This is a genomic window from Desulfobotulus sapovorans DSM 2055, assembly GCF_059569355.1.
The window spans coordinates 1-25,069 of sequence record NZ_JCANVJ010000031.1; the positions used below are offsets into that span (position 1 = coordinate 1).

Consider the following 25,069-nt stretch of genomic DNA (forward strand, 5'->3'; position numbering starts at 1 on the left):
TCTTTGAACTGCTCCTGGGGCACATCGAGAATCCCCAGATTTAAAATAAGACGCTGCCGAGGCCCTTTCGGGGTTCGGATAGTTTCAACAAGGTGCAGATATTCATACACCTTCTTGCTGTTACGGTTCGATTTGCGGACGCGTTTAATATACATACCCGTCACCGTAGCTAAAAAACAGGGGGGTGTCAATAATTATTTTGTTTTATGGGTCACTACATTTGGGTTTTGCCCGGTACAAAACAATGATTTCAGGCAGTTATGCCTGCAAGACATGGGGTTTTGGGCAAAAAATAAGCGTTGCCCGATCAATTTTGACGAAGTTGGGTTAAGACGCTCCAGCGTCTTGAATCCCGGAACACTGTCATACCCCAAACGCTTGTAGGACATTCAGAAACCGGATGCGCTCCATGTTTGGGTCTGGATCGTCCCGGCGCTTCATCAATATCCGGTTCCTGGAGAAGGAATTCCCGAGGATACTGGCCTTGGGCGCAGGAGCGCCCGGTAGGGCGTTCCCACGCTGGAGCATGGGAACGATAGCTGAAGAAAGATGGCAATCAGTTAAATTTATGCTATGGAAACGGAAGATCTCGTTATTCTTCTCCGTTAAAAATCCTGATTCTCAGGGGAAGCTTTATATTCTGTCACCCGCTGGATTTCCTGGGCCACATCGGCCAGAGCCGCAGGAGCGGCTTCTCTCCCGCCTTCTCTGGCGATTTTTTCCATACGGGCAGCGGCATCCCGAAGGGCTTCGGCTCCCACCAGGGCGGAAGTGCTTTTCAGGGTGTGGGCTTCCAGTTCAAGATCCTTCAGATTTTTTTCGTCAAGGCAGGCCCGCATTTTCTCAAGATGAACGGGAATGGCATTGTAGAAGTCCTCCGTGAGACCTGCTGCCAGCTCCAGATCGCCCATGATCATGATTTCAAGGGTTTGGGGATTCCAGACCCTGGCGGGATGCTTCGGGGGGGCGGGGGGCCGTGCTGGCACTCCGGCGGGGAGATCCTTTTGAACGGGCAGCCATTTTTGCAGCATCTGAGTCAGTGCATGGGGCGTGACAGGTTTGGAAAGATAGTCGTCCATACCGGCTTCAAGGCATTTTTCCCTGTCTCCCTGCATGGCATAGGAGGTCATGGCAATGATGGGGATGTTCTGATTCTGGGGGAAGGTGTCGGATGAGCGGATTTTCTGGGTGGCGGTAAGCCCGTCCATGACGGGCATCTGGACATCCATCAGGATAAGGTCGTAGGGCTGGTTTTCCAGAGCCTTGAGGGCTTCATGCCCGTTTTCCGCCGTATCCGCATGCAGTCCCAGTCTGGAGAGAATGCCCAGGGCCACCTTCTGGTTGGTGGGGTTATCCTCCACCAGCAGAATGCGGCAGGCACTTTTGCCAAAGGAGGGCAGGCTTTCCCGGGCCGTGTGCCGGGTCAGAATGGGAATGCCTGAGGGCAGGGCTTTATCCTTCAGTCCTAAGGCCATGCAGCACAGGGCTTGCAGATCCTGATGAATCACCGGCTTGGTGAGAACCCCTGTGAAGCCGATACGGGCCAGTTCACTGGCTTCTCCGCGCTGGGCAAGGGAAGAGAGCATGATGAGCCGGGTGGAAGCGAGAAGGGGGGTGGCCCGGATGGTACGTCCCAGCTCCCTGCCGTCCATGCCCGGCATCTGCATATCGAGGACAGCAATGGGGAAGGGCCTGCTGCTTTGGGCAGCTTCTTCCAGCATCTGCAAGGCCTTGAACCCGTTTTCCGCCTCAGCGGGAAGCATTCCCCAGAGCTGCATCCGGGTTCTCAGCATTTCCCGGTTGGTGGCATTGTCATCCACAATGAGACAGGGAATTCCCTTCAGTCCAGCGGGGGGCAGGGCAGGGATGCGGGGTACCTGATCCTGGAGCTGAAGTTTCAGGGTAAACCAGAAGGTGCTGCCCTCATCCTTGCGGCTTTCCACGCCCATGGCACCTCCCATGAGGTCTACCAGTTCTTTGGAGATGGCAAGGCCAAGGCCGGTGCCCCCGTATTCCCGCGTGGTGGAACTTTCCACCTGAGTAAATTTTTCAAACAGCAGATGCTGTTTGTCTTCCGGAATGCCTATGCCTGTGTCCCGTATGGCAAAGTGCAGAAGGACGTGGTCTTTTTCTTCTGAAAGCCTGCGTATCCGGATGCTGACTTCGCCTCTGGGGGTGAACTTGATGGCATTGCCCAGGAGGTTGGTGAGGATCTGACGCAGTCTGCCCGGATCCCCCTGTACCAGAAAGGGCACATCGGGTTCCATGGTGAAAATGAGTTCAAGCCCTTTTTCCTCGGCGCGGACTGCCAGCGAAAGGCAAAGCTCCTGCACCAGTTTTTCGAGGTCAAAATTCAGAATTTCAAGATCCAGCTTTCCCGCCTCAATCTTGGAAAAATCCAGGATGTCATTGATCAGCTCCAGAAGGACATAGGCACTGCTGCTGATGGTTTTCGCATAATGGCGCTGTTCGTCACTCAGTTCCGTATCGAGAAGCAGATAGGTCATGCCGATGACCCCGTTCATGGGAGTGCGGATTTCGTGGCTCATGTTGGCGAGGAATTCACTTTTGGCGATGCTGGCCATCTGGGCCTGCATGGCCATTTCCTGGGCCTGACCGATGACCTCTTCCAGGGCATGGTTGGTGACTTCCAGCTCTTCCCAGGAACGGATCAGATCCATCTCCGCTTCCTTGCGTGTGGTGATGTCCTGAATGGAAAGGAAGAGACCGGAGACGAAGGGATTGTGGAACAGATTGCAGGCCCTTGTTTCCAGCCAGACCCAGTGGCCTTTTTTATGCTGGTAGCGGTATGCGATGCGTTCTCTGGCGAGGGGCGCTGCGCTGATTCTCCGGATGGCATCCCGGACAGCGGGAAGATCCTCGGGATGGATGCGGGCGAGATTGTCCTGCATGGAGGTTTTTTCTTCCATCGTATAGCCCAGGATGCTTTCCACCTGGGAACTCACATAGCTGGCATTGCCGTTCAGGTCGATGATCTGGGTGATGGTGTCGGAATTTTCTTCGAGTACCCGGAAGCGCATTTCACTGGCTTTCAGTTTTTCTTCCGCTTCTTTTTTCTGGGTGATGTCGGTCTGGATTCTGTCGATACGTACCGGCCTGCCCTCTTCATCCTTAACGAGATAGCAGTTGGCGTTGACCCAGCGGATACTCCCGTCGGCATGGATCAGCCGGTAGCTGTGGTTGTTGTAACCGTCTTTTTCAAGAATCTGCCGTACGTTGTCAAAACGGTGCAGGTCATCGGGATGGATGGTTTTGAAATAGATGTCCGGATTGTCATAAAAGACGTGCAGGGGAAGGCCATAGAGGGCTTCTGCGGAAGGGCTGATGTAAAAGAGGGTTTTCATGTCCGGCCAGGTGAGGGACCAGACCACATGGGTGAGGTTGTTCAGAATGTCCGTGAGTTTTTTTTCGTTTTCCAGGATTTTTTTCTGGCTGCGCCGCAGTTCGGTCACCGCCTGCCTGTGCTTGTAGATCCAGAAGAGGATGGCTGTGGAAGCGCAGGCCGTGAGAAAAAAAAGGGGAGGAGTGAAAACTGCAAGAGCAGTGATGGCAGAAAGAAGAGCTGTCACAGACAGCCAGAATTTTTTCTTCTTTATAGAAATGAGGGCACGCAGTTCGGACATAGGGAAGTCACTTTCCATATTAGGGACTGGCGGGAAGCGTCGGCAGGTACAGGGAAATCCGTGTACGTCCCCTGACACCTGTATCCAGGAGGATATCGCCTTTCAGGGTTCTGGCGATGAGGCGGGCGGAATAGGTGCCGAGACCTGTACCGCCCTTTTTACCGGAGGTGACATATTTTTCAAAGAAGGTTTCCCGGATTTCCCGGGGGACTTCTCCGCTGTTTTCAATGCAGAGGCGGGCTTCTTTTTCCTGAAAAAAGAAGGTCAGTTCCAGAACCTCTCCCTGGAGAGAGGCCTCCATGGCGTTTTTCAGCAGGTTTGAAAGCAGGCTGTGGCAGAGCAGGTCTTCGGCCAGTACCATGAATCTGTCGCCTTCATGCAGGGGCCGGAGAGGCTGCCCCCTTTTTTCTTCAGTGCACAGGGAAAGACGCAGTTTTTTCTGGCGGATCATGCCATCCAGTTCCGCAAGGATTTTCCGGATCATGGGAATGAGATCCACGGGGTGGGGTTCCGGGAGGTAGCGGCCTGACTCCATCTTCCAGAGGATGAGGGAAAGATCCATCATGCCCAGCATACGCCACCCCGTATCCTCCAGGGTGCGGAGCATCTCCCGCTGCTCTTCCGTGAGGTTGCCATCCATGAGCAGGATGGCGGGAATCCCCACCAGGGCGTTCAGCGGGGCCTTCAGATCGTGACGCATGAGGTGCTCGGCCTCTTCTCTCATACGAACCGCTTCCCTGAGGGCGATATTCTGCTTTTTCAGGTGTTTTCTGGCGGTGTAGAGGGAAAGATGGGTGCGGATACGGGCCTTGAGGATGGGAGGGCTGACGGGTTTGGCAAGGTAATCCACGGCTCCCAGCAGCAGGCCGTAGGCCTCTTCCTCGGTTTCACTGCGGGAGGTGACAAAAATAATGGGAATATCCCTTGTCCGGGGATCTTCCTGGAGCTGACGACATACCGCATACCCGTCCATGTCCGGCATGATGACGTCCAGAAGAATGAGATCCGGAAGGAACTGCCGGGCGATTTTCAGGGCAAGGGTGCCGCTGGTGGCGGCCCTTACCCTGTATTCGGGTGTCAGGAGCATCTGGAGAATATCCAGATTTTCGGGGTTGTCGTCCACAATCAGCAGGGTCTGGAGCAGGGTGTCAGGGGTCATGGGAGATTTCCTGGGGCAGGTCTGGCGTGGGATTTTGCACTGTGTACAAGGGGATGGAGAAGGGCCATGGCACCGTCAAAATCATAATGATTCAGTCGTTTCCGGATGTAGCTCAGGGTTTCCAGCATTCTGGGAGGGAGAGATCGCTCCACCAGGATACATTCCAGTGTTTCTCCTGCCCGTGTGTCATACTGGGCCACAAGATCATAGAGACGGTACAGGGCTTCGGAAAGATCTGCCTTGGAATTTTCCGGACAGCCGAGAGCCTGGAGACAGGATTCGGGCATGGCGCTGAGCCCCCTGTCAATGGCCTGTATCCGTTCCTTCAGTTCCAGGGACAGGGCCAGAATGCTGTCTTCCGGATTCTTTTCCGGATTTTTTCCCAGAAGGCTTTCAAGTTCCGCAGCCCTGTCCGCAAGGGTATCGGCACCGATGGTGGCGGCCAGTCCCTTCAGGGTATGGGCCAGACGTATGGCCAGGGTGCGGTCTTCCTTAAGAAGGGCCCCACGGATGTCCTCTGCCGTGTCTTTGAATCTTTCCGTGAAGCGGGTCAGCAGTTTCAGGTAGATCTGTTCGTTAAAGGCCAGGCGGGCAAGGCCCGTTTTGACATCCACTCCGGCAATGGGGGGAATGCCCTGATGCCGGGAGGGAAGGGGGAGGGGGGCAGGATCCGGCGGCAGCCCTTGTTTTTCGCCCGTGATGTGTTCCAGGAGAAGGGCGAAAAGCTGTTTCTGGTCAATGGGTTTGGGAATGTGACCGTTCATGCCGCAGGCCCTTGCCCTGATGATATCTTCGCCCATGACATTGGCGGTCATGGCCAGGATGGGAAGTGCCTTGAAACGATCTTCTTTACGGATTTCGGAGGTGGCTTCATAGCCGTCCATGACGGGCATCTGGATATCCATGAGAACGGCATCATAGGGACTTCCCCGGTGGCTGCGAAGGGTTTCCAGGGCGTCCAGGCCATTGAAGGCCGTGTCCACTTCCATACCGGCCTGTTGCAGGATTTCACAGGCCAGATCCCGGTTCACGGGATGATCCTCCACCAGAAGGATGCGCTTTCCTTTCAGACCGTCCTGAATCTGAGAGCTGCTTGGGGCTGGAGAAAGCAGGCGGGGGATTTCCCTGTCCGGGCAGCGTTCCAGCCTACAGGTGAAGGTGCAGGTACTGCCCTGACCGGCCTGACTTTCCATACGGATTTCCCCTCCCATCAGTTCCACAAGCTGCTTGGAAATGGTCAGTCCCAGACCGGTACCACCGAATTTACGGGTGGTGGCACTGTCCGCCTGGGAAAAGGGCTGGAAGAGTTTTTTCTGTTCTGCTTCTGTCATGCCGATTCCCGTATCGTTTACCTCAAACTCCAGAAACACCACAGCATCTTCCTGGTGCAGGAGCCGTGTCTCCAGCCGGATGTCACCTTTTTCCGTGAATTTGACGGCATTCCCCACCAGATTGGTCAGAACCTGCCCCAGACGCAGGGCATCTCCCATGAGGCAGGCGGGGATGTCCGGATCCTGGATGGTTTTCAGGTGCAGTCCCTTTTCTCTGGCCCGTGCGCCCATCAGGGTAAGAAGCTGATCCAGGACATCGTTCAGGCAGAAGGCCGTTTTTTCCATGCGCAGTTTTCCGGCCTCAATCTTGGAAAAATCCAGTACATCGTTGATGATTCCGAGAAGGATATGCCCTGCCTGGGAGATTTTCGTCAGGTAGTTCTGCTGTTTTTCCGAGAGGGGGGTGCGGAGACAGAGATCCGTCAGTCCGATGATGGTGTTCATGGGCGTTCGGATTTCATGGCTCATGGTGGCAAGAAAGGTGCTTTTCGCCATGTTGGCGGCTTCTGCCTGTACCGTAAGGCGGTTGGCCCGGTCGATGGCCTTTTCCAGGAGGAGATTGATTTCCCGGGTCTTGCGTTCGTCCTGTTTGCGCCGGGTGATATCGGAATAGACGGCATACCCTCCCTGAATTCTGCCATCCACATGCACCGGCCCGCCCTTGAGCAGCACTTCAATGCCTTCCCCGCTTTTGGCATAGCGGATGCATTCCATTTCAAGGGTCTCTCCCGCAAGGATTCTGGGGGAGCCATAGCCCTTTTCCCTTTCCATCCCCTTGGGATCCACAATGCTGTTGATGTTTTTTCCCGCCACTTCATTCAGGGTATAGCCGAACATTTCCGTAAAGCGCCCGTTGATATTGAAAATCCTGTGCTGGACGTCAAAATAGACCATGGCGTCATGGGTGTTGGTGAAGATGGATTCAAAATGGGCCTTCTGGATCAGGAGCTGGGCTTCACTCTGTCTGCGTTTTTCCACCTCAAGGCAGGACAGGCAGGCTCTGGCCAGCATTCTGCTTAAGGGTTTCATTTCATTAAGGAAATATTTATCAAAGGGCTTGGTTCTTGCCAGCAGGAGAAAACCGCAGTCTTCCAGGGGAAAGGCGTAGTAGACGTCCCGTTCTCCTTCAAGGCATCGCCAGAACTGGGAGGCAGGGGTATTGAGGGCGGTTTCCAGCCGGATGACAGCGGTCTGGTAGGCCGGGTTTTGGGTCATGGCCCTGGGAAACAGATGGATGGTATGGCAGCTTCCGTTTTCCCTGCGGAGAACCGCCGCCAGGGTGCAGTTCAGTTTGCGCAGGAAGATGGGCAGGCAGTTCTGGAGCAGTTTATCCATCTGAAATTCACCACTGATGGAAAAGGCAATCTCCAGAAGAATATCCCTGTACTGGTCAGGATTCATGGGCATCTCCGAGAAGACCCGCCACAACGGTTTTGTTGTAGAATTCCAGGGAGGATTCTCCGGTGTTGGCGATTTCTCCCAGACTCAGGGCGCCAAAGGTGCAGCCGTTTTGGGAAAGGGCCAGAATTTCCAGTTTAAAATGCTCTTCCATGAACAGCACCCTGGAGATGCAGTCCATCAGAAACAGAACGGGATGGTCTTCCTTTCCGGTATAGACTCTGAAAGCCGCTTTTCTGGCTTCTTCTGCGCCTGCAATGAGTGAGCGCATATCCCCGTTCATGACATGCACATAGGTGCCTTCGGGAACTTCACCGACGCAGATGAGGGCCTCATATTCCGTAAAAATGGGATCCCGTACCACCATTTCCGCATCCATGCGGGCAATGCCCAGGGGATAGGCCCTGGCAATGTCAAAAAAGGGGGTACTTTCAAAGGAAAGCCGGGAATGACGTTCAACGATACGGCGGTATACGGTGAAGGCGGGTTCCCAGTTCAGGGAGATGATGCGGTTCTGGCGGGATTCCGTGACCTTGACGGCCTCGGATATGGGCGACCAGCCATGTGCGACCCCGATGCTGCTGGGCACAGCGGAAAGGGCCAGGACAGCGGCATCCATGAGCAGGCCCATGGGCGTGATGATGCAGGGTTTCTGGATAAAGCTCAGGGAGCCTGCCCCTCCGCCGATGTAATTGGGAATCAGGCCGATGCTGTTAAAAAGTCCCTGAAGAAGGGCCTCAATGCGGCGGGAGAGTCCGTCCACAAAGGCAAAGAGGGTTTTCTTGTGAAAATCCATGCCCCGTATTCCTTCTTCCAGGATGGTGTCAAAATCCATTCCCGGTCGGCTGGTTCCCGTAAGGACAAGAATTTCAACGGGATGAAAAAGTCCTGCCATGAGAAATCCCTTTTCGAGGTTTTGCCCATCGGCCAGAATCTGGGGAAAGATCCCCCCGAAAACGGGGATGCGGCAGGCTCTGATCCAGGGATCCACCCCTTCCTTTGTCCAGCCATTGGCATCACAGGCCAGAACCAGAACGGCCTGAACACGGGAATCCCTTGTCATTTCCAGGAGACATTTTTCAGCAGTTTCCGCTTTTCCTTCTTTACAGATATGCAGGATCATAGGTGGTTCTCCTCAGGGCTTGTCCGGGAAAGCCAGCGCAGCAGCATATGGCTCAGGGCCTCTGCGGATACGGGTTTGGCGAGGTAGTCGTCCATGCCCGCCGCCAGGCAGTCTTTTCGGTCTTCTTTCAGGGCATGGGCTGTCATGGCAATGATGGGAATGGCGGGATCGGGGGCTTCCCCTTTCCGGATGCGTCGGGTGGCTTCCAGCCCGTCCATTTCCGGCATCTGCACATCCATGAGAATCAGATCATAGCGGCTCTTCTGTAAAAACTCGAGAACCTTCAGGCCATTTTCCGCCACATCCGCCAGAAATCCCAGTCTGGCCAGAAGTCCTGTCGTGACCACCTGGTTGGTGGGGTTGTCTTCAGCCACCAGAATCCGGGGCCTGCTGGTGACGGGATTTTTTTCGGTTGTCATAGGACAGGGCGGCAGGATGCCTGGGGGGTTTTCTTCGCTTTCCGGGTGAAGGGCGGCGTGGGCCGGGGCTTTTTTGAAGGGAAGGGAAAACCAGAAGCAGGAGCCCTGGGTCTCCTCACTGTGTACGCCGATTTCTCCGCCCATGAGCTGTACCAGTTCTTTGCAGATGGCAAGTCCAAGGCCTGTACCGCCGAAACGGCGGGTGATGGAGGTATCGGCCTGGGTAAATTTTTCAAAGAGCCGGGGCAGTTTCTGCCGGGGGATGCCCATCCCCGTATCTTCTACGGAAAAGCGCAGAGAGACGTCCTTTTCTCCTGTGCTCTCACAGGAAATATGGAGGCTGACGCTTCCTCTTTCCGTAAATTTGATGGCATTGGCCATGAGATTGGTGAGAATCTGGCGGAGTCTTTCCCTGTCCCCCGTAAGCGTGTCCGGTACCCCGGCGTCCTGCTGGCAGCTCAGAAGCAGGCCCTTTTGTCTGGCCGCCACATCAAAGACCGTCATGAGGTTATGCAGCAGTTTGCCCAGATGGAAGGGCTGAAAGCAGAGATCCAGCTTGCCCGCCTCCAGTCTGGCAAAATCCAGAACATCGCCAATAATATGGAGAAGGGCTTCGCTGCTCTTCTGCACCACCTCGGTATAGTATCCTTGTTCTTCAGTCAGAGGCGTATCCTGTAGCAATGCCGTCATGCCCATGACGGCATTCAGGGGGGTACGCAGCTCATGGCTCATGTTGGCAAGGAACTCCGTTTTGGTCACATTGGCCGCTTCGGCCCTGCGGGCCATATCCTTTGCCTGCTCCGTGGCTTCCTGAAGCAGGGTATTGGCGGTACGCAGTTCCTGTTCCGCCCTTTTCTGTTCCGTAATGTCGATCCAGGTGACCAGAATGCGCAGGATTCCCTTCAGGGAGATGGGCGTCAGGGCCACCTTGGCCCAGATGGGAGTTCCTGATTTTGTACGGCAGGCCCACTCAAGGGGAGGAATTTTTTCCCGGGTTGCCTTCCGGATATGCCGCAGGGCATCTTCAAAGGCATAGGGGGGATCCAGCCAGAAATTTCCCTGGCGGAGTTCCTCCAGGCTGGAAAAGCCATAGGCGGTATAGCCTGCGGGGTTGGCATCGAGAATGGCACCACTGTCCTTGTCATGGATGAGCATGGACACGGGGGAATTCATGAAAAGGGTTCTGAAGCGTTCTTCACTTTCCGCAAGCTCATGGGTGCGCTTTTGTACCAGATCTTCCAGCGCGGCCCTGCGCCGGGTGCTGAATCCAATCCAGAGGGTGGAAAAAAGGGTGGCAAGAGTGCCCAGGGCAAGGGTCAGGCCCGCTGCCCTGGGAGGATGCAGAGGGGTAAAGGCGGGGCCTTCATGGCTGACGATGGCAAAGTTTTGTCCCAGAAAAAAGAAGGGCTGCACACGCATATGCTTGTAGCGGCCTTTTTCCAGGCAGGGTGCTTCACCTTCACCGCTATGTCCGGCATCGCTATGTCCGGGCAGGGTGGCGGTGAGAAGGGCTGGATTTTTTCCGGCGTTCAGATGGTAGAGACCGCTGATGACCGCAGGTTCTGCCCCGGAGATAGGGGTTTGAGTCCTTTCGATCAGGGAGGTCTCAAACCCAAGAACGGCAAGGATGAAGCCCCTAAGATCCTGCGGATGCTTACGGGAAAATACGGGTCTGAAAAGGAGCAGGGCCTGATGGCCTTCAGGACAGAACCCAAAGGGAAGGGGGGCTGTGGCCGTAACTTTCCGGTACTGCCTCGCCCTTTTCAGAGCCTCCAGAGCCAGAGGTTCCGAAGCCATGTCAAAGCCCAGCATGTTCCGGCCCTCTCCTTTCCGGCAGAGGGTGTAGCGGATGGGGGAAGGGGAACTTTCCGGAGAGACCGGAACTTTATGGCCTCCGTCATCCCATTTCCAGATCGGGGGAAAGGGCAGCCTCTTTTCTCCTGCCACTGCATCCCCGTCCTGTACCTTATCCGGGGGATCTGCTGCAAGAAAGGCCCAGCTCCGTATCAGGGGAAAATCCAGCAGGGCACTGGCATAATGGGTGAACTCTTCGGCATCCACTTCCTCCGAGGCTTCAAGAAAACGTCCCATGCCCTCCAGGGCAAAATGCTGTACATCCCTGAAGTCCTCCATAATTTTTTCTGCCTGCACACCTGCCATGTGAAGAAAATTTTTGTGGTAACGCCGGTTTTCTGCTTCGTGATTCCACCAGACGGCTCCAAGAGTCAGACAGGTTCCCGCGAAAAGGGCAAGAAAGGCAGGGCCGTTGAGGCTGATCCAGTTCTGGGAGCGGGGCTTTTGTACCTTTAACAGAAGGAGCAGGCCTGAAAAAAAAAGAAGGGTGAAAAAAAAACAGGCAAAGAGAAGAATTCTTGTCTCTTTGCCAAGGCCTGGTGCAAGTTTCTGTTCCATCCCCAGAAAAAATTTCCCTTGTTGTACTTCCTTATTCTGTACAGGGACAAGGGCTGCACGAAAGCCCTGCATCGTATCCTTCAGGAGGAGGGCTTTGCCGCCTGTCAGCATGTCTTCTTCTGCTGACGGAAGGACACCTGCGCGGCCTTCGGGCCGTACATCGAGAAGGAGGGAAAAAGAACCGTCGGGGCTGCGGGCCATCAGGTAGCCGTAGGTGGGCTGGGGATGGAGGGAAACAAGGTTTGTCATCTGATCTTCAAGGCGCTTTTTTGTCGAATCTCCGGCCTGAAGCTCCCCTGACGCCAGCATCTGGAGGCTTTCCCCATCCAGGGTTTCGGCCAGAAGGAGCGTTTCTTCCAGAAGGATCCGGGAATCCGCTTCGTCATTGAGGTGGTGATGGATCAGGGTGAGACCCAGCCCCAGCCCGATGAGAAGGGGCAGGATACCATGAACCCAGAAGGGCCATCCTGTTTTGGGTTCGGGAGAGGATTTCTGTGCAGAATCCATGGAGTATCCTTTTTCCTGACCGCCTCCCCAGGCGGGAAAGGGTTTGGAGGGAAAGCCTTTCAGGATGTTTTGAATCTTCCCAGAAGGGACTGGAGTTCTTCGGCAAGAATGCGAAGTTCCTGGGCATTTTCGGCAACCTGTCTGCTGCTGTTCCGCATGGCAACGGAGGCATGGCTGACCGCATTGACATCCTTTGTAATTTCTCCCATCACGCTGCTGCTTTCGGCCACACTGCCCGTTACTTCCTGAAGGCCCTGGGAGGCCTGGATCACATTGCTGGCGATTTCCCGCGTGGCGACGGACTGTTCTTCAATGGCAGTGGCAATGGTGGCGATGATGCCGTTGATTTCGAGGATGATCTTGTCGATGGTGCGGATCTGACCAATGGTATTGTGGGTGCTGCCCTGAATGTCGGCGATGCGTTTTTTGATATCTTCCGTTGCGGCTGCGGTCTGGCGGGCGAGTTCCTTGATTTCATTGGCCACAACGGCAAAGCCCTTGCCCGAGTCTCCCGCCCGTGCCGCTTCGATGGTGGCGTTCAGGGCCAGGAGATTGGTCTGCTCGGAAATCTCGCTGATGGTCGCCGTGACCTTGCCAATGGCATCTGCCGCTTCTCCCAGAAGATCCATGGACTGGTTGGCATTGTGGGCTTCCTTCACGGCTTTTTCCGCCACAGAACGGGCTGTTTCCGTATTCCGTGCAATCTCGGCGATGGTTGCGGACATTTCTTCCGAGGCCGTTGCCACCATGTTGGTGTTCTGGTTGGCCTCCTCCATGGCGGCGGCCACGGAAACAAAGCCTGTGTTCACCTGCTCTGCGGCTGTGGCCACGGCCTGGGCGCGTCGGGCCGTGTCGTCCACCTTGTCATCCATCTCCCTGGCAATACCGAGAAGCTGATGGGAGGCATGGTTGACCAGCCCTGCCTTGGATACCACCTGGGAAATGATCTCCCGCAGTTTTTCCATGAAGGTATTGAAGCCCGTGGCCATTTCTCCGATTTCATCCTGACTGGCCACCACCAGCTTACGGGTGAGATCGCCCTCTCCTTCGGCCACATCCCGGAGTCTGTCCGTGGTTTTCCGGATGGGGGTGGAAAGGGACAGGGCCATGAGATAGGCCAGCCCCATGAAGATGGCAAAGACGATAACGCCAACGGCAGCCATGAGCCGCATCATGGCATAAAAGCCTTCCATCACCTCATCCTGTTCAATGAGTCCGACAAGCTTCCATTCCAGTCCGGGAATTCTGTGGATTTCGGCCAGCCAGTCCTTGTCATCCATGGAGAGGGTCGTGCTGCCGGACTGGATATCCGCCAGTGCCGCAAGACCGGGGATGCCCGTTTCCCGCAGTTTTTTGAAATTGGTATCCGGTTTTTTCGGATTGGCAAGGAGGGTGCCGTCTCCCTGAATCAGCATGACATATCCCGTTTTTCCGATACGGCTTTTCTGGATGAGGGTGGTCAGGGCACCGAGACTGACGTCCAGACCGGCCACTCCGACAATTTCCTTTGAGGCGGAACGGATGACATGCATGAGGCTGATGACAGGCTCACCCGTGGTGGACATATAGGCATCGGTGATGCTGGTGCTGTCAGGATGTTTGAGGCCTTTCTGATACCAGGGCCGGCTTTTGGGATCATAGCCTGGGGGAAGGGCGTCTTCTCCGGAATAGGTGAAACCGCTCCAGCGGGTTCCCAGAAACACCTCCACAAAGTGGGGGCTGCTGGTTTCGATGCGTTTGAAAAAGGCCCGGATTTCCTTTTCAGGACTTTGGAGTCGCATCTCTTTTGGGGCGGTGGGCTGACGGGTCTGGGTGTAATTGGAAAGGGAGGTGTCAATTTTTCTGACATCCGGGTGTTCCGCCAGCATTCTGGTGGTATTGGTGGCACTTTCCATGAAGATATCCATGGCTGTCTGGATATGCCCCAGTTCTTTGGCTGCTGAGATATGAAAGGCCTGAATGGCTGCTTTCTGGATCTGGAAGCCCAGCAGGAAAAAGGTGAGAACGATGGGAACAAGGATGCTCATGGAAAAGGCCAAAAGCAATTTCTGACGAATGGAAAAATGCATGATGCCTCCTTGCTGGGCGGGGGATGGGAGATAGCTGAAGCAGTGTGGTAATCCGTTTATTTTTTGTTCAAGACCTCATCGGAGAAATCCGGATAATGCTCATGCAGACAGTCCGGACAGATGCCGTGGCTGAACCGTGCTTCGGAGTGTCTGGAGATATAGGCCTCCACCTGATCCCAGTATCCCTTATCGTTTCTGATTTTTTTGCAGAAGGAACAGATGGGCAGGATGCCCTGAAGGGTCTGGATGTGTTCCGCAGCTTTCTTCAGATCCCGCACCTGCGCAGCCAGTTTTTCCTGAAGAAGGAGTACCCTGAACCCCACACCGATCCTTGCCCTCAGTTCATCGGGATGAAAGGGCTTGGTCAGGTAGTCGTCAGCTCCTGATTCCAGGGCAAAGATCATATCCTCCCGGCTGTCCCTTGTGGTGAGCATGATGATATGAAAAGGTTGGGATGCCTCCAGCATCCGGATGCGGCGGACAAGGTCAACACCACTGATCCCCGGCATCATCCAGTCGAGAATCAGCAGTCCCGGCGGGTTTTTCTGCTGGAGAAAGTCCCAGGCCTTCTTTCCGTCTTCCACGCAGATGGGCGTGTACCCCCATTTCTGAAGACTCAGCTCCAGAAGGGTGCGGGAGGTGGGATCGTCTTCGGCAATGAAAATTCTCTTGTCGCTCATGGATTGTCCTTTTTAGGGAAAGCCACTGTCAGGGCATCCTTCAGGTGGCAGAGGGCCTTTTCCAGATCGGGCATGTGTGCCCGCATGGCCGGAAGGGGGGCGGGACTGTCTTCCTTTTCCATGGACAGGGCGATGGCTGCCATGGCGTTTCCTCCCACGTTGAGGGCGGCCCCTTTGATACTGTGGGCCTGTCGCCTTGCCTTTTCCACATCCCCCTGATCCAGATATCCGTTCAGAAGCGCCATCTGTCTCGGAACATCGCTGAGGAAAACCGCGACCACACGATGCGCAAGATCGGTGTCGTCCATGAAACGGCTCATCAGGGTCTTCTGATCCAGAACGGGGGGGGCTTTTTCTTTTTCAAGGCAGAGGGTGAACCAGAATTCCGATCCCTTGCCTTCCCTGCTCTCAAACCCCAGGGTACCCCCCATCTGTTCCGTGAGGGTACGGGCCAGGGGCAGTCCCAGTCCTGTGCCCCCATAGGGCCGGGTTGTGGAGGTGTCCACCTGGGAGAAGAGGTCAAAGAGCTGTTGCTGCATGGTTTCCGGGATGCCGATGCCCGTGTCCCGGACGGAAAATCGCAGCGAAAGGGTGGGCGTATTGTCTGAGAGCCCATTTTTCGAAAGAAGGGTAAGGGTGACCCCTATTTCCCCTTCGTGGGTAAACTTGATGGCATTGTCCAGCAGGATGCTGAGTACCTGCTGGATGCGGGCGGGGTCTCCGTAAAGACGTTCCGGGATGCGGGGATCGGTTTTGCAGTGAAGGTGAAGATTTTTGGTTTCTGCCAGAGTCTCCACATCCTTACAGAGATTTTTGACCGTTGCGGCAAGATCAAAAAGGAGTCTGTTCAGCTCCAGTTTCCCTTCCCGTATACTGGAAAAATCCAGGATGGCGTTTAACAGGTGCATGAGGGACTGGCTGCTGGCCAGGGCATGGGCAAGGTAACGTTGCTGCTGGGCATCAAGCGGGGTGTCCCGGAGCAGGGCCAGCATGCCGCCAAGGCCATGCATGGGGGTACGGAGTTCATGGCCCATGCGGGCAAGGAATTCGCTTTTGGCAAGGCTGGCTTCTTCCGCCCTTGCCGCCATGGCAAGAGCTTCCTCCTGTTTCTGGATCAGGGAAAGGTTGAGTTGCTCTGCTTCCTCTTTCGCCTGTAGCAGTCTCGTTTCAATGGATTTGCGTTCCTGAATTTCCTGAAGCAGCGCCTTTGTGTGCAGGCGGATTTTTCGTTTCAGGGTGCAGAACCAGACAACAAGTGCCAGCAGCAGGAAGGAGACCAGACTGCTGAGGACAAGGGCCGGGTTGAGGAAGGGCATCATATCCATGGGGCTCCCCATCTTGGAAGACAGATTCTCGGCATCCTTTTCCTATTTCTGTTCAAGAATTTCCCGTACCTTCAGGGCGAGGGTCTTGAAGGAAAAGGGCTTCTGGAGAAAGTTGCTGCTGTCCGGACTGAGCCCTTCCTCCATTATCATGTTCTGGGTGTAACCGGATATGAAAAGGCAGCGGAGGGAAGGCTGCATGGCCTGAAGTTGTCTTGCAAGTTCAGGGCCGTTCATTCCGGGCATGACCACATCCGTGATGAGAAGATCCAGGCATTCCTTGCTGTTTTTCATCAGCGCCAGGGCCTCCTGGGGAAGGGAGGCCGTGCGTACCGTGTAGCCCAGACGCTCCAGCATGGTTGTGTTCAGGCTCAAAAGGGCCGGATCATCTTCCACGAGCAGCAGAATTTCCCGGCCTTTCGGGATTTCTCTGGCCTGGTTTTCCAGATGGCAGAGGGGGGCTTCTTCCTGGTAGCGGGGCAGATAAATGGTGAAGGTACTGCCCAGCCCCGGCTCGCTGTAAACCCGGATGAGGCCTGCATTCTGCTTGACAATACCGTAGGCTGTCGGAAGTCCCAGGCCTGTGCCTTCCCCTTCCTGCTTGGTACTGAAAAAGGGTTCAAAAATCTGGTAGCGGGTTTCTGCGTCCATGCCGCAGCCATTGTCCGTGATGGTGATCTGGATGTAGTCGCCGGGGGAAAGCTCCGGATCTTCCGCGCAGTAGGGGCTGCCGAGGAAAGTATTTTGGGTTTCAATGGTGATGGTACCCGTACCGGAAATGGCATCCCGTGCATTGATGCAGAGGTTGGTAAGGATCTGATCCATCTGGTTGGGATCCATGCACACGGGCCACAGATTTTCTCCGGGGTGCCAGGAAAGCTCAATGTTTTCCCCGATGAGCCGTTTCAGCATGGAGAGCATCGTGTCCAGGGTCTTGTTGACATCAATGGGCTTGGGATGATGCTCGCTTTTACGGGCAAAGGCCAGGAGCTGCTGGGTGAGGGCTTTGGCACTGCGGGCTGCTTTCAGGATTTCTTCCAGATCGCCATGCAGGGGCAGGGAAGGCTCCGTATTGTCCAGGGCAAATTCCGCATACCCCATGATGACCCCCAGCTTGTTGTTGAAATCATGGGCCACCCCACCGGCAAGACGGCCAATGGCATTCATTTTCTGGGCCTGATTGAGGAGGGTTTCCAGTTTGGCCTTTTCCTTCTCCCCCTGCTTGCGCTCCGTGACATCCTGAAACAGGGTGGCAAACTGGCCGGAACCCGAGGCATAGGCCGTGACTTCAAAATATTTGCCAAGGGCGCCGCTGTAGGAGCTGAAATGGATGGGGGGGCTGCCCGGTTTCAGGCTTCCGTAACGCTGAATCCATTCCTTTTCCGTTTCCGGCAGCACTTCCAGTACGGTTTTACCGAGGATTTTTTCAGCCTTGAGCCCCGTAAGCCGTTCAAAGGCGGGATTGACACTGATAAAACGATAATCCACGGGGGCACCCAGAGCATTTTCAAGGATTTCGTGAACGGCAAAACCAGAGGGCATGGTGTTAAAAAGCTGGGCATAGGCCTTTTCGGCCCTGCGGTGTTCTGTGATGTCCCGCGCCATGCACAGGGCGCTTCTGACCTTGCTGCACGCATCATATTCCGGAATCAGCCGCCAGTTGAGAATCCGTTTTCCCGAAGGACTTCTGTAGGGGGCTTCGCCTTCCATGGGCTCGCCCTTTTCAAAGAGTTCCTTCAGGTTTTTCTGCCAGAACTGACAGATGGCCTCGGAAAATCCCAGCTCCCTGTGGGTTTTTCCGATGTAGTCCCTTGCAGAGAGGGGAACCACCCCCTCTATGGCCCTGTTGATGAAAAGATGGTGGCCTTCGGTATCAAAGCGCATGATGATGTCCGGCGCATGGGCGATGATGGCGTTGAGATGGGTTTTGTTTTCACACAATTCCGCCAGCCTTTTCTCTTTTTCATCGAGAAGGGCTTCCAGATGGGCAATGCGTTGTCCCAATGCCAGGAGCGATGAGGAAGATTCTGCCTCATGGGAGGGGGTCTCTTTCATGGCGGCTTCTCCTGAATCAGGGGATGCTGTTTCCAGGCCCTGCGTGCACTTGGTTTGGAAAAATCCGGTACGGTTCTGCACGCCTGCATGTCGGATTTTTTCGGGAACAGAGGGATGCAGAGACTTCAGTTCCGGTATCCTTTCCACTCGGCATGGAAGGATACCGGAACTGAAGGGCTAGAAATTTGAAAAATCGTCATCATCCATGGGAATCACCTGACGGGGGTTGATTTCCCTGCCGGGTGCCTTGGGAGGACGCTGGAGTCCCGCCTTGCCTGTGGCGGGAAGGGGTTTGCGGCCGGTCTGGAGTTTTTTGGGCCTTTCCAGTTCCATATAGTCATGGGAAGAAAAGCTGTCTCCTCCGGAGGAACGCCTTTTGGAAACCGCTCCCCCCACCATGGCCACCAGTTCCTGAACCATGGATTTCATCTGTTCTGCCTGGGCATTCATCTCTTCGGATGCGGAGGCGGATTCTTCGGCATTGGCCGCATTCTGCTGAATGACCTTGTCCATTTCCGTTGTGGCCTTGTTGATCTGCTCGATCCCCTGGGACTGTTCCCTGGAGGCTGCCGCAATTTCCGCCACAAGCTGGCCCACCTGGGTGTTTCTGGAGGCCACTTCACCAAAGGCCTGATTGGTACGGGTCACCAGGGTTGACCCTTCTTCCACCTTCTTCACCGTTCCTTCAATGAGGGAAGCGGTATTCCGGGCGGCTTCCGCAGCCCGCATGGCGAGGTTGCGCACCTCATCGGCCACGACGGCAAAGCCGGCTCCCGCCTCTCCGGCACGGGCCGCTTCCACGGCGGCGTTGAGGGCAAGCAGGTTGGTCTGGAAGGCGATTTCATCAATGGTTTTAATGATTTTTGAGGTTTCCTGGCTGGCTTTGGAAATTTCGCCCATGGAGTGGGTAAGATCCTGCATGGATTTGTTGGCGGTTTCCACCACCTGACGGGTCTGGCCCATGAGGGCATTGGCTTCCCCGGCATTGTCCGCATTCTGTTTGATCATGGAGGACATTTCCTCGAGAGAGGAGGAGGTTTCCTCAATGGAGGCTGCCTGCTCACTGGCTCCTTCGGCCAGAGAGACGCTGGCGGAAGACACCTGACCCGAGGCTGAGGCCACCTGATCGGCACCATCGTAAAGACCGGCAATGATACGGCTTAAGGCGGTGTTGATGCCACGGGTGATGAGAAGACCGAGGCCTATGGCAAGAAGCACACCCGCAACGGAGAAGATCAGTACCAGGAATTTGATGAAGGTTGCCTGTTTTTGAGCATTTTCGCTTTCGGATGCTGCGAGATTCCGGTTGATTTCCACCACCTGATCCAGCAGGCTGATGGCTTCCCGCTGTTTTACCGTGGCGATGCCGAGGGCCTGGGTACGCATGGTCTGAAGCATTTCCATGGACTCATTGGCCAGATCTTCCATCTCTCCAAAACTTGCGAACACAGCGGTCATGGCAGGCTGCATTTCGGATCGGAAGAGCTGGTGTGCCGCATCTGTCTGGCCTTCGGCCACAAGTTTTTTGATACGGCCTGCGGTATCATGGAATCTGCGGTGGGGGGCGTCAAAATTCCGGATACTGGTCAGAAGACGCTGGTTCTGGGTTTCAAAGCTTGCAAAGAAGCGGCCTGCGTTGCAGGTTGTGTGGCTGTCTCCCCCATCAAAACTGGTTTCTGGGTTTTCCAGAAGATTCCGGATCTGGTTCACTATCCTGTAATGATCTTTGGTGAACTGTTCCATGCGCCGTGAAAAATCCATGGGGTTGGCGATGCCATTGGCGTCCAGTTTTCTGGAAAGCTCCACCACCTTGTTGTTTTCCTGACGCAGGGAGGTGAGGGCCGGTACGAACTGTTGCCAGAGTCTCGCCTCTTCCGCCGTCTGGGGGAGAGGCTCATAGGTTTTTATGGCCTTGTCAGCGATCACTCTTGCATTGTCCAGGTTGGTGTACTGGCGCTGGCGAAGTTCCATGTCAAGACCTGGGATGGTGAGGGTGCGGATACTGCCCCGTACGGCATCCATGCTGTTTTTGACGATGAGCAGGCTGTCCACGGAGGGAAGCCGCACAACGCTGAGCTCATAAATTGCTTTTGCTCCCAGGTTTGCGCCATAAAATCCCGCAAGCCCCACCACAAGGGTGATGAAGGCCACACCAAGAAAAGAGGTGATCAGTTTTTTACCAATGGTCCAGGCATCTTTCATGGAATTCTCCTTTTTTGCTGGAATGTGGTGATGGTGAAGGTTTTTCCTTACAAAAACGGATCTGTTTTTTTCAGATTCTGATTCAGAGCAACCCTCTCAGCTTCTGTCCCTGATGGCCTGTCTTTTCCCTGGGGGGGGGAGAGGACAGGCTTAAAGATTTCTGATCAGCGCCCTGACGTAAGCTATGCAGCATTGAAGCCATCGTTCCCACGCTGGCGCATGGAAACGATGGCTGAAGCAGGGCCTGATTCCTTTATATCTTGAACTGACTGACCATTTTCCGAAGAGATTCCGAAAGTTTGGAAAGTTCTCTGGCACTTTCGTTCACCTGGCTGCTGCTTTCTTTCATGTCACCCATGGCATGGCTGATACGGGCGATTTCACGGGTCACATCGCCCACCACACCGGCATTCTGGGTGGCATTTTCATGCACAAGTTCAATGCCCCTGGAAACCTGGGTCACGTTTCCGGCAATTTCACTGGCTGCCGAGGACTGCTGTTCCACTGCTGCGGCAATATTGCCCACCACATCACTCACATCATTGATGACCGTGGTAATGTCCCCCACTTCCTTCACGGTGGTGGCTGTGGTCTGCTGAATATCTCCGATTTTGTCCTTGATATCCTGGGTGGCGGTTGCGGTCTGACGGGCCAGTTCCTTGATTTCATTGGCCACAACGGCAAAACCCTTGCCCGCATCGCCGGCCCTTGCCGCCTCAATGGTGGCATTTAAGGCCAGAAGATTGACCTGTTCGGAGATCTCCGTAATGGTTTCAATGACTTTTCCGATGGCATCCGCAGCGGCCTTCAGCCTGTCCATGTGGGAGGACATCCGGGAAGCTTTGCTGGCCGCATCGCCGGAGATATTTCTGCCCCTGCCCGCACTCTGGGCAATCTCGCTGATGGTGGAGGACATCTCCTCGGAAGCCGTGGCAAGCAGGTTGGTGTTGTTGGAAGACTGTTCCAGCGCAGCGGCAGACTGCATGGTGGTGGTACTCATCTGTTCCGATGCAGCGGCAACGGTGGCGGCTCTCTGGGAGACATCCTTCACACCCGTTGCCATGTCGTCCGAGATGGTGGAGAGCTGGGTGGAAGAAGCGGCCAGGGTCTGCACACCGGAGCCGATATCCCGGATGATCCCCTGAAGTTTTTCCACAAAGACGTTGAACCAGCGGGCCAGTTCTCCCACCTCATCCTGGGTGTTCACCCTGAGGCGCATGGTGAGATCCCCTTCACCCTGGGCAATATCCTTTAAGCCTGAAACCGCCGCATTGATGGGCGTGACAATGGACTTCACCACGAAAAAAACGATGATTCCCACAAGGGCAAGGGAGATGAGCATAACGGAGAGGAGGCCGTTGCGTACATCCCTGGAGCTTTCCAGAAACTCGTCATGATCCTGGGTGACGGACAGAAGCCAGCCCGTGCTTTTTACGGGGGCAAAGCCCGCCATTTTACGCACACCCCGGAAAACATATTCTTCAGAAGCACTTTTACCGGCCAGCATTTCCCGTGCGATGTGGCTCATTTCCGGAATCTGGTTGATGTCGGTTTTGAGGATATGGTCTTTTCCGGGGTGGGCCAGCACCACGCCTTTTTCATTGAGCATATACCCATAGCCCGTACGACCCAGTTTACGGTTTGATACAAGGTGACCCAGGTAGTCCGCCTTCATGACTGTGGCGAAGACCCCGAGAAATTCTCCCCTGTCCGAAAGAATGGGGGCATTGATGGGCAGCACCAGTTCTCCTGTGGCTCTGGAGCGCAGCATATTGCCGACCACCGTTTTTTTTGTGGCTTTTGCTTTTTTGAATTCATCGTTGCCCGCAACATTGTGGCCGATGTACTCACTGCCGTTCTCGAGAATTCCTGTGAGAAGCTGCCCTGTGGCGTCCGTGACAAAAACGCCCTGATAGTTGCTGCCCAGCCTGTGGTGTTTCAGGTTGTTGAAAAGTGCAAGGGCCTCGGGTCTTGCGGCATCCATGCCCTTTTCCTTTGCCGTGGTGACAAGTTTCCGTACCAGAGCCTTGTCCGCCAGGGACTCAGCCAGACGAACTTCTGCAATGAGGATATTGTCCATCATGGTGGCCAGATCCCGGGCAATGCCCAGGGTATTTTCCGAGGCATTGAGGGTAAGGGCTGCGGAGGAACGCTGGATGGCAATAACGCCCACAGCCAGAAGGGGTAACAGCACGGAAAGAAAGCCCATGCTGAGAAGACGGAAACCGATGGAGCGGACATTCAGGTTCATGAGAGGAACTCCTTTTGGGGGGAATGAAGATGTAAAGATGGGGTTTCCTTTTGGTGTGGCAATCAGGATAGGGTATTTTCCGGGAAAAACCAATTTTTTTCTTTTCTGATTGCCCCCTGATTCAGCCATGCAGCATTTCAGCTATTGTTACCACGCTGGAGCATGGGAACGATAGCTGAAGCAAGATGGTAATCAGTAAATCTTTTGTTTAACGGGGATGCGGTGGCGCAGGAACAGGCTCAGGCACGTTTTTTTCGGATGCATCCTGTATGCAGGGCAGGATGAACCAGAAGGTTGCCCCCGCGCCCTCCCGGCTGCGGACGCCAATTTCGCCGCCCATGAGGGTTACCAGTTCCCGGCAGATGGCAAGCCCCAGGCCTGTGCCGCCGTAGCGCCGTGTGCTGGAGCTGTCGATCTGGGCAAAGGGCTGGAAGAGAAGATCCTGTTTGTTTTCCGGGATACCGATGCCCGTATCTTCCACGGCAAAGCGTATCCAGTTTTTTTCCCTGTAGCCGGAGAGGGTGGAGACACGGAGCACGATACTTCCCCTCTCCGTGAACTTGAGGGCATTGGCCGCAAGATTGTCCAGTATCTTACGCAGTTTCATGCGATCTGCTTCCAGAAGACCGGGGACGTCCTTTTCCCTGAGAAAGAAAAAGTCCAGATGCTTTTGTCGGGCCTGGCTTTTCAGCGAGGGAATCAGAAGCCCCAAAAATTCGGAAAGAAGAAAACGTTCCGGTACAAGACGGGTTTTTCCCGCATCCATACGGGCAAAGTCCAGGACATCACTGATGGTGGTGAGCAGGTTTTTACAGCTTTCCATGAGAAGGGCGAGGTAGTTCTGCTGTTCTGTGTCCAGGGCTGTTTCCTGGAGCAGATAGCCCATGCCCATGATGCCGTTCATGGGGGTACGGAGTTCATGGCTCATGGTGGCAAGAAAGGTGTTTTTGGCGGCGTTGGCCGCTTCCGCATCCTGTTTGGCCTGGAGGAGTGCGTTTTCCATGGTTTTACGTTCGGTGATTTCCGTGCTCAGGGTGGCCACTCCCAGACACTGATCCCTGTCTTTGCCGTAGATGGGGAATTTCCGGGTGAGAAAGGTACGGATTTTTCCCTCTTCTCCGTAGAGGGTTTCTTCAGTGCTGATCTGATCTCCCTCGGGAAGACAGAGGGCCTTGCGGTCGTTTTCCATGAAGTGGCGGATTTCCTTTTCCGTGGCAAGGCCCCGGAACAGTTCCGCGTCGGTTTTTCCTTTAAGTTTCTGCACATCCGTATGCCCGGTGAGCCTGAGGTAGGCGCGGTTCACATGGAGGTAACGGAGATCCCTGTCCTTAAGAACAGCAATGGTGTCACTGTGCTCCAGGATACTGGCCAGATACTGGCCCCGTTCTTCGGCCCGGATGCGGTCGCTGATGTCTGAGAGGGTGATGAGGGTATGGGGCCTGCCATCCACCGTGAGGGGGGCGCCGCCCACAATGAAGGAAAGGGGATGGGGGGTGTTGCCGGGGGTGAAGGTGTGGGTGCTTTCCACATCACTGATGGGTTTTCCCGTATTCTGAACCGCTTCCAGTACGGCGCGGATGCGGCAGTGGGAGCAGGCTGCATTCCTGCGGCATCCCTGTACCGCATGGACGCAGCCCAGAATGTCTCCCGGAAGCTCTTTGTCGGAAACGGGCTGAACCTTGCCGGTAAAGCGTTTCAGGGCGGCATTGGTGCGGGTGACCCGGCCTTTTTCATCCACAATGAACATGCCCACGGGTGAAGCCTCAAAGATGGCTTTGAGGTTGGCCTGTTCCTGCACAACCTGGCTGTGCTGTTTCTGAAGGAGGACTTCCGTTTTCTTGCGTTCCGTGATGTCCAGGCCATGGGCAACCAGCCCGCTGATTTCCCCGTCTGCATCCACATGGGGGAAATAACGCATTTCCATCCAGCAGAGTCCCTTCGCCGGAAAAGCAACCTGAACCTCATAGCTTATAGATTCCCCTGCAAGACAGCGATCCATGCGGGGCTGGATCTCTGTTGTAAAGAGTTCTTCTCCAAGGAGTTCCGCAACCCTTTTACCGGTAATGCTCTCCACGGGTATGCCAAAGAAAAGGGCATAGGCCGTATTCACGATGCGGTACCGGTAGGTTTTGTCCACAAGGGCTATGGGCTGGGGCAGGATGTTGAACATATCCACGGAAGGGATGAAAAGGCCGGAGCGGGTCAGGGGATCGGATGTCATGAAAAAACACCTTAATGGGGGATGGGGTCAGCTTTGAGTTGATTTCATCCTGAGTGGCGGAACGCAGTTTAGCAGCTTGGCGGTTGTGGGGGAAGGGTATTTTGCAGGGGGCAGGTTTTCGGTTGTTGGATTCCCCTCTTACGTAATCCATCGTTCCCATACCGTTGCAGATTTTGCCCATGCAGCATTGACCCCATCGTTTTCAGGCTGGAGTATGGGAACGATGGCTGAAGAAGGGGGGGGAGATACGCATACGGGGAAAAAGAACTGGTCTTT

General features: G+C 55.0%; 13 protein-coding genes. All 13 read right to left on the reverse strand.

Annotation, left to right across the window (positions count from 1 at the left end; translation table 11 throughout):
* Positions 1-155: IS1634 family transposase N-terminal domain-related protein (locus tag BR04_RS15430; RefSeq protein ID WP_496356942.1), on the reverse strand; the 155-nt coding region annotated here is incomplete at its 3' end.
* Positions 156-605: 450 nt separating this feature from the next.
* Positions 606-3,644: a hybrid sensor histidine kinase/response regulator gene (locus tag BR04_RS15435; protein WP_496356919.1), complete on the reverse strand. Its 3,039-nt coding sequence runs from the start codon at positions 3,642-3,644 to the stop codon at positions 606-608.
* Positions 3,645-3,663: 19 nt separating this feature from the next.
* On the reverse strand, positions 3,664-4,803 hold the full coding sequence (locus BR04_RS15440; RefSeq protein ID WP_496356920.1) for a hybrid sensor histidine kinase/response regulator: 1,140 nt from the start codon (positions 4,801-4,803) through the stop codon (positions 3,664-3,666).
* Positions 4,800-7,535, reverse strand: a complete 2,736-nt coding sequence (locus tag BR04_RS15445; protein WP_496356921.1) for a PAS domain-containing hybrid sensor histidine kinase/response regulator — start codon at positions 7,533-7,535, stop codon at positions 4,800-4,802. The genes BR04_RS15440 and BR04_RS15445 overlap by 4 nt, the downstream gene beginning before the upstream one ends.
* Entirely contained in the window at positions 7,525-8,655 is a 1,131-nt protein-coding gene (locus tag BR04_RS15450; protein WP_496356922.1) for an FIST signal transduction protein, read from the reverse strand. Before BR04_RS15450 ends, BR04_RS15445 begins: the two co-directional genes overlap by 11 nt.
* Positions 8,652-11,993 (reverse strand): CHASE domain-containing hybrid sensor histidine kinase/response regulator family protein, encoded by a 3,342-nt coding sequence (locus BR04_RS15455; protein WP_496356923.1) that lies wholly within the window; start codon positions 11,991-11,993, stop codon positions 8,652-8,654. Before BR04_RS15455 ends, BR04_RS15450 begins: the two co-directional genes overlap by 4 nt.
* A gap of 59 nt (positions 11,994-12,052) precedes the next feature.
* Positions 12,053-14,062 carry a methyl-accepting chemotaxis protein gene (locus BR04_RS15460; protein WP_496356924.1) on the reverse strand — a complete coding sequence of 670 codons (2,010 nt, stop codon included), beginning with the start codon at positions 14,060-14,062 and terminating at the stop codon, positions 12,053-12,055.
* 56 nt (positions 14,063-14,118) lie between these two features.
* A complete protein-coding gene (locus BR04_RS15465; RefSeq protein ID WP_496356925.1) occupies positions 14,119-14,742 on the reverse strand; it encodes a response regulator transcription factor in 624 nt (207 codons plus the stop codon).
* Positions 14,739-16,067 carry an ATP-binding protein gene (locus BR04_RS15470; protein ID WP_496356926.1) on the reverse strand — a complete coding sequence of 443 codons (1,329 nt, stop codon included), beginning with the start codon at positions 16,065-16,067 and terminating at the stop codon, positions 14,739-14,741. The genes BR04_RS15465 and BR04_RS15470 overlap by 4 nt, the downstream gene beginning before the upstream one ends.
* 42 nt (positions 16,068-16,109) lie before the next feature.
* Positions 16,110-18,119 carry a hybrid sensor histidine kinase/response regulator gene (locus tag BR04_RS15475; RefSeq protein ID WP_496356927.1) on the reverse strand — a complete coding sequence of 670 codons (2,010 nt, stop codon included), beginning with the start codon at positions 18,117-18,119 and terminating at the stop codon, positions 16,110-16,112.
* 177 nt (positions 18,120-18,296) lie between these two features.
* Positions 18,297-20,321, reverse strand: coding sequence for a methyl-accepting chemotaxis protein (locus BR04_RS15480; protein WP_496356928.1), 2,025 nt, complete (start codon positions 20,319-20,321; stop codon positions 18,297-18,299).
* Positions 20,322-20,574: 253 nt separating this feature from the next.
* The gene (locus tag BR04_RS15485) at positions 20,575-22,572 is read right to left on the reverse strand and encodes a methyl-accepting chemotaxis protein (RefSeq protein ID WP_496356929.1); all 1,998 of its coding nucleotides are present in this window, start codon (positions 22,570-22,572) and stop codon (positions 20,575-20,577) included.
* 208 nt (positions 22,573-22,780) lie between these two features.
* Positions 22,781-24,793 (reverse strand): PAS domain-containing protein, encoded by a 2,013-nt coding sequence (locus BR04_RS15490; RefSeq protein ID WP_496356930.1) that lies wholly within the window; start codon positions 24,791-24,793, stop codon positions 22,781-22,783.
* Positions 24,794-25,069: the final 276 nt, after the last annotated feature.